This is a genomic window from Parvimonas sp. M20, assembly GCF_035282425.1.
Taxonomy (GTDB): domain Bacteria; phylum Bacillota; class Clostridia; order Tissierellales; family Peptoniphilaceae; genus Parvimonas.
The window spans coordinates 63,477-77,627 of sequence record NZ_JAYKBQ010000001.1 but is presented as its reverse complement, the minus strand read 5'-3'; the positions used below and the strand labels follow the sequence as shown (position 1 = coordinate 77,627).

The 14,151-nt window shown below is 32.8% G+C and carries 10 protein-coding genes and 1 CRISPR repeat array (1 of these 11 cut by a window edge); all 10 genes read right to left on the bottom strand.

Features of this window, described 5'->3' with window-relative positions; genetic code table 11:
• Positions 1–556: direct repeats of the CRISPR family, unit length 30 nt; unit sequence ATTTACATTACAGTATGTTTCTATTTAAAC; it reaches 533 nt to the left of the window's first position.
• Between the two features lie 106 nt (positions 557–662).
• A complete protein-coding gene (locus tag VJI93_RS00320) occupies positions 663–1,709 on the bottom strand; it encodes an ORF6N domain-containing protein (RefSeq protein ID WP_021003049.1) in 1,047 nt (348 codons plus the stop codon).
• Entirely contained in the window at positions 1,693–3,237 is a 1,545-nt protein-coding gene (locus VJI93_RS00315; RefSeq protein WP_323998472.1) for a recombinase family protein, read from the bottom strand. Before VJI93_RS00315 ends, VJI93_RS00320 begins: the two co-directional genes overlap by 17 nt.
• Before the next feature lies 1 nt (position 3,238).
• Entirely contained in the window at positions 3,239–4,921 is a 1,683-nt protein-coding gene (locus VJI93_RS00310; RefSeq protein ID WP_323998471.1) for a recombinase family protein, read from the bottom strand.
• On the bottom strand, positions 4,922–6,592 hold the full coding sequence (locus tag VJI93_RS00305; protein ID WP_323998469.1) for a recombinase family protein: 1,671 nt from the start codon (positions 6,590–6,592) through the stop codon (positions 4,922–4,924).
• 141 nt (positions 6,593–6,733) lie between these two features.
• Positions 6,734–6,964 carry a DUF6870 family protein gene (locus VJI93_RS00300; protein ID WP_004802629.1) on the bottom strand — a complete coding sequence of 77 codons (231 nt, stop codon included), beginning with the start codon at positions 6,962–6,964 and terminating at the stop codon, positions 6,734–6,736.
• 463 nt (positions 6,965–7,427) lie between these two features.
• Positions 7,428–7,838, bottom strand: a complete 411-nt coding sequence (locus VJI93_RS00295; protein WP_006267676.1) for a sigma-70 family RNA polymerase sigma factor — start codon at positions 7,836–7,838, stop codon at positions 7,428–7,430.
• A 256-nt stretch (positions 7,839–8,094) separates the two neighbouring features.
• A complete protein-coding gene (locus tag VJI93_RS00290) occupies positions 8,095–9,843 on the bottom strand; it encodes an ABC transporter ATP-binding protein (protein WP_115351894.1) in 1,749 nt (582 codons plus the stop codon).
• Positions 9,843–11,612 carry an ABC transporter ATP-binding protein gene (locus tag VJI93_RS00285; protein WP_323998468.1) on the bottom strand — a complete coding sequence of 590 codons (1,770 nt, stop codon included), beginning with the start codon at positions 11,610–11,612 and terminating at the stop codon, positions 9,843–9,845. The genes VJI93_RS00290 and VJI93_RS00285 overlap by 1 nt, the downstream gene beginning before the upstream one ends.
• Positions 11,613–11,712: 100 nt before the next feature.
• Complete coding sequence (locus tag VJI93_RS00280) at positions 11,713–12,678, bottom strand: helix-turn-helix domain-containing protein (RefSeq protein WP_009082967.1); 966 nt, start codon at positions 12,676–12,678, stop codon at positions 11,713–11,715.
• A 10-nt stretch (positions 12,679–12,688) separates the two neighbouring features.
• Positions 12,689–14,137, bottom strand: a complete 1,449-nt coding sequence (locus VJI93_RS00275) for an ABC transporter ATP-binding protein (protein ID WP_115351893.1) — start codon at positions 14,135–14,137, stop codon at positions 12,689–12,691.
• Between the last annotated feature and the right edge of the window lie 14 nt (positions 14,138–14,151).

Below are 14,151 nucleotides of genomic sequence, written 5' to 3'. Positions count from 1 at the left end.
ATTACAGTATGTTTCTATTTAAACTATATTAAACGATTTAAAGAATAATGTTGATGTTAAATTTACATTACAGTATGTTTCTATTTAAACGGAAAAATTTTAACTCTTGAAGAACTAAAAGAGATATTTACATTACAGTATGTTTCTATTTAAACAATTTAAGAGTTTTATTTGCTTTTATATATCCTTCATTTACATTACAGTATGTTTCTATTTAAACTAGGAATGATAGAAAAGCAAAGTTTGATATAAGAAATATTTACATTACAGTATGTTTCTATTTAAACTATTAAAAAACAATGGATATTTACCACTAATAGAATATTTACATTACAGTATGTATCTATTTAAACATAAAAGCAGAATACAACGTCAACATTTATACAGCTATATTTACATTACAGTATGTTTCTATTTAAACTATTTTGAACCAACATTTTATGTTGGAGGTCGCAACGGTATTTACATTACAGTATGTTTCTATTTAAACGAAGATACTAGCTACACAGAATACTTGCGGTATTTGATTTACATTACAGTATGTTTCTATTTAAACTGTGTGATGATGTTTACAGTCCTTTATCGCTTTATAATTTACATTACACCCTTGTGTCAAGTATTGGATACATATTTTTTCAAATTTCCAATCAACTTTTTTTACTCTATTTTAACTTTAAAATTGGATTTTTCAAGAGCTTGTTTATCAGGTCTGCATATACTACTTGGTCAACTACTTCCGATATAGTTGTGATTCTTTGCCCTGCATCTTTGGAAGATGCTCCACAGTGGTATATCCTCTGCTTATCTGTATTCCAATCTATGATAATATACCTGTCATGGAACTCTCCACCGGATTTTTGAAACTTTATCTTTCTAAACGGATATTCTTTGCAAAAATCTTGGTATTCAAGGGTATGAAGTCCTTTACCAACATTGTCGCTGAATATAGTTATTTCTACCGATGAGGGTATATCCTTTAACAGTACAAGTGTCTTAACTCCGATATAGTTATCGACGATATAGATACTCTTTTTCGCTATGCTGTAAATGTCCTTATAAGCAAGATTCGCTTCAATCGGCTCTCCATTTAAAAGCAAAAATCCATATTTTAGCTGAGGATTGCTAAGATCAAGAATTAACTCGGACAGTTCAGATTTATGCACAACATTACCTAAATTGTCCACCAATCCTGCCACCTTATCTTCCACATTCATTAAATCCCGTCTTAAATCTTGCATTTCTACGACATTACTTGTTATCTGCATGGAAAGCTGTAAAAATTCTCTTTGTCCAATCAAGCCTTGGTTTTCCACAATATAGTCTTTCATCTGCTTAAAAGTACGTATTAAGGCTTTACTCTGCTTGACCGCAAGCTCTCCTTTAAGAACCGTCATCAGCATGTAGATTCCGGCTTCACTAAAAACATAAGGTAAGTATCTTCTTCCTCCTGAACCTGTTTCCGATTTTGAGGTCGAAATTTTCGACCTCAAATTTTCCCATTCCTCTTTTGTAAGTTGAAACCTGAAATCATCGTCAAATTTCTCAATGTTATTTTTGACCTGCTCATTAAATCTTTTTGTTTCATACCCATAAATCTCTGCCAGTTCAAAGTCAAGCATTACTTTCTGTCCCCTTATGATATAAATTTTTTCTGCAAGGGATTCCTGATTTACAAGCATAATTTCGTCTTTTTTATCCATCTTTTCCATTCCCTTTCTCAAATTTCCAAATAATCTCCACCTTGTCTTTATCATAAACATAAATCCTGTCTATGACTTCGTTGATCCAGTCTAAAACAAGCTCTCCTTTTGTAACCGCTTCTCTTAGCTTATCAACATTAAGGTTATGTCCTGAAGATGTATTTTCTTTTATCTTGTCCGTAATGATGGCTATTTCCTGTTCTGTATTTTTAAGTTTTTTGCTTAAATCTTCTTTCTTTGATAAATATGCTTCCTTATCTATTTCGTCCTGTTTATGCTTTTCATAAAGCTGCATTTTGGAAACCTGAATCTTTTGCTTTTCCGCTTCCAGTCTTTTCTTCCTGTCAAGCAGGCTTTCACAAATGCTTTCCATAACTTTATGCTCAATCTTTCTTGTCTGTTCTTTTTCAAGAAAGCTCTCTGTATAAAGTTTAATCTCTTCTGAAACAATATCTTCCAGTGTTTCTGCTTTTATCTTCCCTTTCATGCAGCCACAGTCTTTTGCTTTGTACCGATAGGGACAGCAATATCCATCTGTTTTTCCATAATTAACTGTATAAGTCATTTTATGATAGCACTTACCACAATAGACTTTGTCTTGAAGAATATGAAAATGCTTCCGCTCTCTACTGATTAGTTTTGCATTGCTGTTTAGCATATCCTGAACCTTACCAAAATCTTCTTTAGAGATAATAGCTTCATGCATATCTTCTCTAATTATCCAGTCTTTGCTATCAACCCATTTCCTATTATCAGAACCAACTTCCTGTACCCTTGTCTTTCCACCAACAACAGCTCCTGTATAAACTCTTTGTGTTAAAACATATCTAATAATCTGTCCTGTCCATACTCCACTTCCTCTTTTAAGCCCTATATGTTTTGCCGGCGTCAGAACACCTCTATGATTAAAATCTTTAGAAATGGAAAGCATACTTTCACCACTAAGGTATCTTTCAAAGACTTCTTCAATGATGTTTCTCACTCTATCATCGACAAGTAGCTGATGATGGTCTTTTTCATCTTTTACATATCCATACGGTGCTTTTGAACCGAAATAATACCCTCTATCTTGTCTTACTCTTACTGATGAACTGATTTTTTGTGAAATGTCCTTGGAATAGTAGTCGTAGACAAGATTCTTAAAAGGAATTTCTAAACTACTGATTCCATTCTCATTGTTATTACTGTCATAATTGTCATTCACAGAGATGAAACGAACCTGCATAAAAGGGAATATCTGCTCAATATATGCTCCGGATTCAATATAATCTCTTGCAAATCGTGATAAATCCTTTACAAGAATAGTTCTTATCTCATTTTTCTTCACAAGACCTATCATCTTTTGAAATGCAGGACGATTAAAATTTGTTCCGGTATAGCCATCATCAATGTGTTCTCTTATCTTCACTCCAGTAAATTCTTCTCTTGAACTGATATAGTCTTTTAAGATTTCTCTTTGGGAAGTAATGCTGTTACTTTCGTCTTTTAAGTCGTCATCTTCTAAGGAAAGTCTTAAATAAAAATCTACTGTATTCATATCAGCTCCTCCTTGTCTTTCTACCGAGTTTTTCAGTAATCACAGGATTTTCTTCAAAATTAAATTTGATTTCTATTGTGTTATCTTTCCCTATAAAGATCTTATCAATGATGCTATCTACAAAGTCTTTATCCCATTTCTTTGTTTTACCTTTAAAAAGTGCTGTAAGGCACTTATGCCTTTCTTCAAGTTCAAATACTTCTTTTTCAAAGATAGCAACTTGTCTTTCTTTTAGACTTTCGAGTTCTGCTTTCTTTTTACCCAGAAGTCCTTTTTCCCTTTCAAAATCTTCTTTACTCCACTTGCCCAAAACATATTTTTCATAATACTCACTTTGAAGTCTGCTCAGTCCTGAAATTCTTCTGCCGATTTCTGTCAGTTCTTTTTCCTTTTTCTTATCCATCTCTATTTTAAGATTGTCATAAGCATTCAGATAAGCCTTATAACTTTTACTGTTATTAAAAAGAATAGCATCAAAGGCTGCTTTAACAGTTTTTTCAAGAGTAGCCTCTGTAATAGATGTTCCGCATTTTTCTGTTGTAAATTCTCTGAACCGATTACAGCTAAAATAAAATACAGTTTTCTTACCACTTTTTTGCCTGTGTACGCTCATTTTTCTCTTGCAAATCCCACAATAGAGTTTTCCTCTAAAGGCTGTATCATCCTTAGCATTCTTATTTTCTTTTCTGCTATTTTTAATGGAATTAGATTTTGAGGAAATTTTCTCCTGTACCTTTTCAAATGTATCAAGCGAGATAATTGCTTCATGGGCATCTTCTGTTATTGTCCAATGTTCTTCGTCAAGCCTTTCTCTCTTTTTACCTTCAAATAAATGCTTTTGATTTCTGCCTTGAATGAGTGTTCCTGTATATACACGATTTTTAAGCACTTGTAATATTGTTGTCGGCATCCACGCTCTTATAAGCTCATTTTCATCAGCTTTAGCTTTTCCAAACTTCCTATAATCAGTTGCTATATATACTTTCTTTTCAAACAGTAACTTTGAAATATCAAGTGTACTAAATCCCTTCAAATACGCATCAAAAATTTCTTTTACGATGGAAGCTGTATTTTCATCAACATATAACCGTCTTACTCCATCTTCATCTTTTCTTGCTGTATAGCCATAAGGAGCCGCACCACAGATGAATCCGCCTTGTTTGATCCTCATCTGATGAGAGCTTGATACTTTCTTTGAAATGTCTTTTGCATAAGTTTCATTTACAATATTCTTCAAGATTACCTCAAGAGATTTATTGGGATCTTCCATGTGAAAGGTATCCAGATTGTCATTAACCGCAATAAATCTTACTCCAAGAAACGGAAATATCTTTTCAATGAAGTTTCCAAGCTCCGTATAATTTCTTCCAAAGCGGGATAGGTCTTTTACAATAATGCAGTTGACTTTTCCCGTCCTTACTTCTCCCATAAGTTTTTCAAAGTCAGGTCTTTCAAATTCTGTCCCTGTCTTTGCGATGTCTTTATATATTCCAACCAAATTATGACCATCATTTTTCTTTATATAACTTTCACAAAGAGCAATTTGATTTTCAATGGAATCACTCGGCTTTTCTTTTTTATCTCTTGATATTCTTGTGTAAATCGCTGTTTGAAAACTGTTTCCGCTTTCTTTGCTTAACAGAGCTTCTTCCGCTTTTGCCCGCCTGTTCGCTGTCCTTGCCATCTACACCACCTCCTTCATCAGCTCGGAGGATTGCTTTGTGTAGTCGCTTAACTTATCCAGTATATCTGTAGTTTCATCATAGTTAAAATGGATTTCTATCCTTTTTTCTTCCAAAACATAGATTTTATCGACAAGTCTTACAAGAAGCCCTCTTTCTAAGGTGCTTATATTCCTGTACTTTTTAATATCTGACAGGAAGTTTTTGTTTCCCAAACTCTTTTGATAGAGTCTTGAAATTTCTTTATTCTGCTTTTCTAAAATCAGTTCGCTTTCTACGATACGGTTTGTATAAAACTCTCTCATACCATAAAATTCTTCTTCTGAAATGATTCCCTCTTTTAAGTCCTGATATAGAGCCGATTTCAAAAGTTCAAATTTCGCCTTGCTTTTCTTGGTATATTCCTGTCTTTTATCTATTTTCTTAAAAAGCTCATAGGATACTTCCATGTCCCTTACTTTTTCCGAAATGCTTTCATACTTTCCAAGAGAGTTGATATAATGGCGAATCATCTCAAGTACGCTTACTTTTAAATCCTCCTGTTTGATTGAGTGCCTGCTGCACTGTTTTCCTTTGTTGTATTGGGAGCAGATATAGTAGACAGTGGGAGTTTTCCCTCTCTTATCAACTTTCTTCGTCATCTGAGCATTACAGTCCTTGCAAAATAAAAGACCTGAAAACAAATCCGCTTTCTCCCCAACATTTTTTGCCTTTATATCACATTTCAAAAGTTTTTGGACAATTTCAAAGTCATAAATATCAATAATGGCTTCATGATTATCCTCAATTTCAATCCAATCACTTCTATCCTTGGAAACCACTTTATCCAGCTTATAATTTATCTTTTCCCGTTTTCCCTGTTGCAGTGTTCCGATATAGACCTCATTGGTTAAAATGCGATTAACTGCCGGCGTATCCCATTTGGCAACCGCCTTTGTGCTAAAGCCTGTCTTATACCTGATACCCTTTGCTTTTTTATGCTCCATCGGGGATAATATTCCGTTATCATTTAAGTGTTTGGCAATCGAGTAGGAGCTGTACCCTTCAAGCTTCATGGAGAAGATTTTCTGCACCACATATTCCGCTTCTTTATCAATTACTATTTTGTGCTTATCTTCCTTATCTTTTTCATAGCCGTAAGGAGCATAGTTTGATATAAACTGTCCCTGTTTTCTCTTTACCTTGCAGACACTTCTGACCTTTGCGGAAGTATCCCTACAATAATTGTCATTGATGAAGCTTTTAAACGGAATGACCAAGTTCTTTTCCGTTTCACTGGCTGTATAGCTGTCATAATTATCATTTAGGGCAATAAATCTTATATCAAGAGTGGGAAACACTCTTTGCAGGTATCTTCCGCTATCAATATAATCTCTGCCAAATCTGGATAAGTCTTTTACAACAATGCAGTTAATTCTCCCTGTGATGACATCTTCCATCATTTTCTTAAATGCCGGTCTTTCAAAGTTTATCCCTGAATATCCGTCATCGACATATTCTTCTATCAGCTCCATATCCTCATTTTTATCAATGAAGTCATTAATCTGAAGTCTTTGGTTGGAAATGCTGTTGCTTTCCACCTTAAAGCCTTTATCATATTTTTCATCATCTTGTGATAATCTAAGATACATGGCAACTTTGAGAACATCTGTATCTAAATTGTTTTTAGACATAACAAAACCTCCAAACTTTCATATTCTTTTTTAAGGAGAAATATGATAACTTGGAGTCTTTCAGCTCTTATGAAGTTGTATCCCTATTTGATTCGTATTATACCATAGATTTGTAAAAAAGTCTGCCCCTTTTATCATATTTTAATCAAGAAGCATTGCTTTCTTTTTTAGGTAAGACAAAAAGCAATCCTCCAAACTTCTTCCATTCTCTGCATAGCTACATTTAACAATGACATTTCCGACTTTCATAAAGTACATGGAAAGCGGCTCTGCATTTTTCTTATCTTTTATATTTTCAATATCAGGGACAATTTTCCTGTCTATCTCTTCCGCTGACATGTTTTTATATCTTGCTAATTCTTCTGCATTCATAAAAAAACTCCTTTCCCTGTTGTTTTCTTTTTTAAGTTTTATGACATTGGTAGGTGTCTTGGCTGACAACATAGGAATCTCACCTCCGCCCCTTATTCGAGACGAGCCGGCATAAACTGTTGAAGTATCATTATCACCGCCTGTATCAACGAACAGACTGCCACATCTGTTTTTTATGTAATCTTATTTATCGCTCACTTTCTTATTTCCTTGGTTTAACCAGTATTCATAAAACCGAAATCTCTCAGCAGAAAGGTCTTGGCGTAAGTCATAATTCTCCACAAGCAGATAAAGTCCTACCTTGGTCTATTTAGTTGTCAAAGAACAAAATATTTGAAAGGGATCTTTCTTTCTATTTTCCAATTTGCCATAGCAACCTATCTCTTGTTTAAAGAAAGTAAAAGAGGTCAAACTCCCCTTCACTTTATATAAGGAAAATTTGACCCCTTTGGTTACCGAAATTCTAAATTTCTTCGATAAATTTTTTCAGCTTCTCTAAGATTTTGTTTCTTTTCTTAATCAAAGCCGGGTGTGTGATACTCTTTAACTTTGCTACCGAACGGACTGGTTCATCATGAAAGTACAAACGCTCTATGATGTCCTTTTCTTCTGCATTGAGCCTTGATATAGCGTTTCTGACCGCTTCAATCATCATCTGTGTTTCCACAATCTTTTCCACATCAATGCCTTCATCAACAATGTTTTCATAGAAATGTCCATCATGGTCTAATGATGAAAAAAAGAGCAAGTGGTTTTTCCTGTCCACCTGCTCCAAATATTTTTCATGCTCTTTCTCACGCCAGTAGACCTTATATATCTCCTCACTGACTTTCACCTTTTGCCCATTGACATAAAGGTAGTATTCTTTTTTCATTTCAAGTCCTCCATTCTTTTTCTGTCTGCTTGTTTTCAGGCAAAAAAAGGAGGACTCCTGCACTTAAGCATAAGAAGTCCTCTAAAATGAAAGGAACTTGTTCTTCCTTTAAATGTATTAAATTGTACTGAATAGTGTTTGGAAAGCTGAACAATTATGAAGCCTATTGAAAAAAAGATTATGCAAAATATTCTGACTTTCATCTATTAAATATAAATTTTTTTTCATTTTCAACCCTCCATTCCTTACAGCTAAATTATGAAATACACCATCCTTCCGCTGATTCTTTTATGTTTATAAAATTTTTATAAATACCATCTTGATTAATCAGCTCAAGATGATTACCTTTCTGAACTACATCACCATTATCAATAACCAATATCTGATCTGCATCTTGAATTGTTGCTAATCTATGAGCAATAACAATTACTGTTTTTCCTTTTGTTAGTGAGCTTATTGCATTTTGAATTAAATGCTCATTTTCCGGATCAACACTTGCTGTAGCTTCATCAAGTATTATTATTGGAGAATCTTTTAAGATAGCCCTTGCTATTGAAATTCGTTGTTTTTCTCCTCCCGACAAGGTAGCCCCGCCATCGCCTATGATAGTGTCATATCCATTTGGTAATTTTGAAATAAATTCATGGCAATGTGCTTTTATGGCTGCATTTATTACTTCATTATCAGAAGCATTTGGATTACCAAATAAAATATTATTTTTTATTGTGTCATTAAATAAGTACACTTTTTGAAATACCATTGAAATATTCTTCAAAAGACTATCACAGGTTATATCTTTGATATTTTTATCCCCAACGGTTATAACTCCACTATTCACATCATAAAATCTTGCAATCAAATTACAAATTGTTGTTTTTCCACTTCCTGAAGGACCTACAATGGCTGTGGTACTGCCTTCCGGAATATAAAAAGAAATATTATTTAATATTTGCTTTTTGTCATAGGAAAAACATACATCAGAAAACTTTATGTCATGTCTTTTTAACTCTATATTCTGCCCGCCTTTATCTATAATATCCGCCTTTTCTATTTTTTCTAATTTATCTAATGTTTTATTAACAACCTCTATTACATGAATTGCATTACTTAATGGCTCTATTTGGCTAAACATAACAAACGAGAACATATCCATCATAAGCATAATGTTTACATCCATTTTTCGGGTATATGTTAAATATGCACTAACAGCTATAATTCCAACTGAGGCGGCTTTTAATACAAATTGGTGCAAACAATTATATGGGCAATTTTCCAATTCAATTTTAATATTTACATCTTTATGATTTTTATATGCTTTCCTAATACCTTGCACAGATACGCCTTCTTGTTTAAATGCTTTTATAGTCTGCATCCCTCTTAAAAATTCAATTGTATTTTCTACTATGCTGTCTTGAGCCTTTTGATGAATGGAAGCATTTTTATCACTAATTTTAGCCGCAATGTATAAAAATAAAGCAGATAAAACTATACCGCTTAATGAGATAATTCCCGCTAATGGACAATAAAACAGCAAAAACAATATCATTACCAAAACCGTAATATATCCATTTACAACTGTATTAATCATATTCATAGACAACATTTCTATAAATGATAAATCTGTGGTTACAGCAGAAGATATTTCTCCCATATTGTTGCTGTTAAAAAAGCCAAGCGAAACTCTTTTAAATATATTTCCCAAACGAATTCGTTGTTCTGCTGTGGCTTCACAACCAACACTTTCCTGAGTAACAGCTCTTAAATATGAAAATAAGAATCTTCCTCCAATTACAAGAATCATCAATAGAAAAATATAAATAATTTGATCATTGTCAAAAGTTCTAATTCCTTTGTAATCGTCAAAAACCAATCCCAGCCCATATGTCGCAAGCATGATCGGCAGGGAAGTAAAAATACTATTTATAAAGGCATAAATAAATCCGATATAAACTCTTTTTTTATATTTTCCAGTCCAGCCTATGAGCCTCTTTATCATTCCAAACATTACAATACCTCCTTCCTTTTTGAATTTGCTGACCAGTTTTTCGCTCCAATATGAGATAGCCACATATCATGATACAGTTCACAATTTTGCAACAGTTCTCCATGAGTTCCCATATTATCAATTTTTCCATTATTCAAAACTATTATTTTATCTGCATTTTTTATTGTTGATAATCTATGAGCAATTACCAGCAATAACTTCCCTTTAGATAATGCCGACAAGGATTGTTGTAATTTACTCTCGTTTTCCGGATCAGTAAATGCAGTAGCTTCATCAAGTATTACTATTGGAGAGTTTTTTAATATCATTCTTGCAATAGAAATTCTCTGTTTTTCCCCTCCTGATAGCTTATTCCCGGCATTTCCAACAACTGTATCATATCCACTTTCCAATTCTTTTATAAATTCATCGCAGCAAGCTAGCTTTGCAGCATTAAAAACTTCTGTATCTGAAGCATCCGGATTACCAAGGCGAATATTTTCTTTAACAGAGCAATTAAATAAATAGGTGTCTTGTGTAACAAAACTAATTAATTCATTCAATTTTGAAATGGATATATCTCTTATATCCACTCCACCTATTAATATACTCCCCTCATTTGTGTCCCAAAATCTTGCTATTAATCTTGCTATTGTACTTTTTCCGCTTCCGGAAGGACCAACTAAAGCTGTAAACTCATTCTTTTTAAAAATACAATTTATATCTGATAGAACTTTATTGTCTAAATTTCCATCATATGAAAATGAAATATTTTTCAGTTCAATTGTATTGTCTTTTATCTCAATATCTTTTTCTGAGTCGCTTAATACCGGTGTTTCAAGTTCACTGCTTACATCATGCAAAGCATACTCTATTGCTTTAGCTTCATTAATGTAATTTGTAAAGTTCATCATAGGTCCGACAACACCTAATGATAAGATCAAACATATGACCAGATTTTGTGGAGAAATTTGCCCATTTACATAAAGGATTAATCCTATTGGTAACACTCCTAAAAAAGTGGATGGAAGAACAGAATTACCAAAATTCATGTATTTCCAAACACTTTTGTACCATGCCAAAGTCGAATTTCTAAAAGTTTTTATTGCATTAACAAATTTATTATATGAAGTTGTTGATTGGTTAAATGCCTTAATCACTTCAATTCCTTCTACATACTCAACAATTACACTATTTACATAATTACTCGTTTCCATATATTTGGCATACTCCGAGTTAAAGTTCTTCATCATTATCATATAAGAAGTGCCGGCAATCGGTACTGTAATCAGCATTGCTAACGCCATTCTCCAATCAATAAATGTTAAATATGCAAATACACTTATTGAAAGAGTAATATTAGATATACATTCCGGTATTACATGTGCTAAAGGAAGTTCGATTGTTTCTACTCTATCAACTATTACACTTTTAAGCTTTCCAACAGATTCTCCCATTACATAGCCAAGTGGTGCTTTAACAAATGTCCTTGCCAAACTAAGCCTGATATTTTCCAATATGTTATATGCAGACAAGTGTGATAATGTAGTTGAAATTCCATGGAATAAGTATCTGACAGCATATCCTGAAACCGCCGCCAAACAATAATATGCAATCTGATTTAAAGAAATACTCCCATTAACAAACAATTCAATTATTTTATATGCACACCAATATGGTACAATTCCCGCAAAAACACCAATAATAGCACAAATTACTGATAATAAAATTTTCCATTTGCATTGAACTGCAAATGAAAGAGCTATTTTTATCCAACTTTTCTTCTTCATTACAGCTACCCCTCCTAAAAAATAAAATAGAACCATGATTTTGTTCATAGTTCTATTTTATAGATTTCTAATATATTTTGCTCCCCTGAATAGCTATATATTACTCTGTTTGGATATTTATTTTTCTATATTCCATCGGGCTTTTGCCATAGTTCTTTTTAAAAACCTCTGAGAACTTACTCACATTAGTATAGCCAACTTTCCCTGCTATTGCTGTTACACTTTCATCCGTTTTTAACAATAAGCTGGCTGCTACATTCATCTTGTAACTACTTAAATATGAGTATATCGCCTCCCCATATACACCTTTAAAGCACTTTTTCAAAGCTGATAATGATAGATCATACATTTTTGCTAATTCTGTCATTGTATAGTGCTTATCTAAGTTATCTGTAATCAAACTTTTTATCTCTTTAATTTTTTCCACTTGTGATTTGTAGAAATACTGTTGTGTTTTGTTTACTTGCGTTAGATCAATAGATTTTAACAAAATAAACAGCTCTATTATTTTTATTTGTAAATATTCCTTCTTTACTTTGTCCGGAAGCATATATAACTCTCCAAAAATATGATTTATCATTGCCTCCTCGTGTAATACAAATGGAGTATTGTCTGATAAAAACAACTTCTTAATCTCCATAGTATTAATATTAAAATAACCTAAAAGCTCATTCAATCTTCCCTCTACATTCTCTGACAAGGAAATATTAATAGTTATTCCATGGAAATGTGATAATGGAAAACTACAGGTACTATATTCTGAATCCAATTTTTCAATTAGAACATCTCCCGGTTCTAAATATAAATATTCTCCATTTATAGTTTCTGATTCAATTCTTCCTTCCTTACAGTGATGTATGCTAAGACAATTATTTTCTGATTCTATGCGTTTTGAGTTTACGGTGGCATGAAAATTATTATACATCACCGAAATTCCCGGAAAAACCTGATAACAGATTATTGTCCCATTTCCTCTATCTTGTTGCATTTCATATACTGCACAAACTCTATCTTCGCAAATTTTATTCATACCTTGCTTTAACATGAATTGATTTATTTCAAGCAAACATATCACCTCAGTTCAAAAAATATTCTTTTAATTTTACAAATCCCTTATCGTCTAAAAGATACTGTTCTTTTATTCGTCCTTTATCCATTTGAATCACATAGTTACAACAGGTAGCTATAAATTCATAGTCATGAGTAATTATTATAACGGTTTTCCTTTTATCCGCTAACTTCTTGATTTCATTAGCGACCTGTATCATATGGCTTAAATCTAAACCGCTCGTAGGCTCATCAAAAATCAAAATATCACGATTTGATGTCAAAGCACTTGCAATTGCAACTCTCTGTTTTTGACCGCCTGATAAAGACATCGGGTGTCTTTCTCTTAATTCCAGTAAATTAAGTTCTTCCATTATACTTATTATATCATTCTTTATAGTTTTATCTGCCCCTAATAACAGTTCATCTTCTACACTTTCTGTAAATAGCTGATGATTTGTGTCTTGCATCACCATATAGCAATTACGCAATCTGTCCTTTTTCTTTAATATTTTATCATTATATTTAATTTTACTTCTATCTTTACTTTCCAAGCCACATATACAGCGTGCAAATGTAGATTTCCCTGCACCATTGTCTCCAATAATTGCCACAACATTATTTAATGGAAATTGTAAATTTTCTATATCAAGTATCATTTTGTTTTTCTTATAAGCAAATTTCAAATTTGATAGAATAAAAGTTTCCGTTCCGGTCAGTTTTCTTACCTCTATCGGATACTTACTTAAAGTAAACGGTCTTATTTTAGATTTATGTTGCTCATAAAACTTGCTTTCATCATCATAGCAATCAACTATTCTACCTGATTCCATATAAAATATGTGATCCAGTAAACCCTGCAGATAATATAATCTATGCTCTGCAATAATAATAGTTTTTCCTTGCTTTTTCCATAACTCTATTATATTCCTTAAATCTTTAGTAGACTGTTTGTCAAGATTTGAGGACGGCTCATCCAAAATTATAATATCAGGATCTGTAACAGAAACTGAAGCACAAGCAATTTTTTGTTTTTCTCCTCCCGATAAGGAAAAGATATTTTCCCCTAACAAATTATCTATATTAAAAAGTCTGACCGTTTTCTTTATCTTAGAAATAATTTCAGTCTCAGAAACTCCCTTGTTCTCACTTGCAAAAGCTAATTCACTTGTCGTATCTACAGTGAAAAATTGCGTTTTAGGATTTTGAAAAACACTTCCGCTAATATTAGATATATCTTCCAAACTGCATTTATCCGAATTAACACCATTAATGTATATTTCCCCTACTATATTTCCTTCATAATAATTGGGTATTAATCCATTGATAAGCCTTCCTACAGTAGATTTTCCACATCCTGAATCGCCACAAAATAATACCGTTTCTCCTTTTTTGATAAAAAAACTAATTTCTGATATGCTGTCTTTCTTCTCACTTACATTACCGTAACTAAAGCTTACATTTCTAAATTCGATCATTTATTCTCACCATC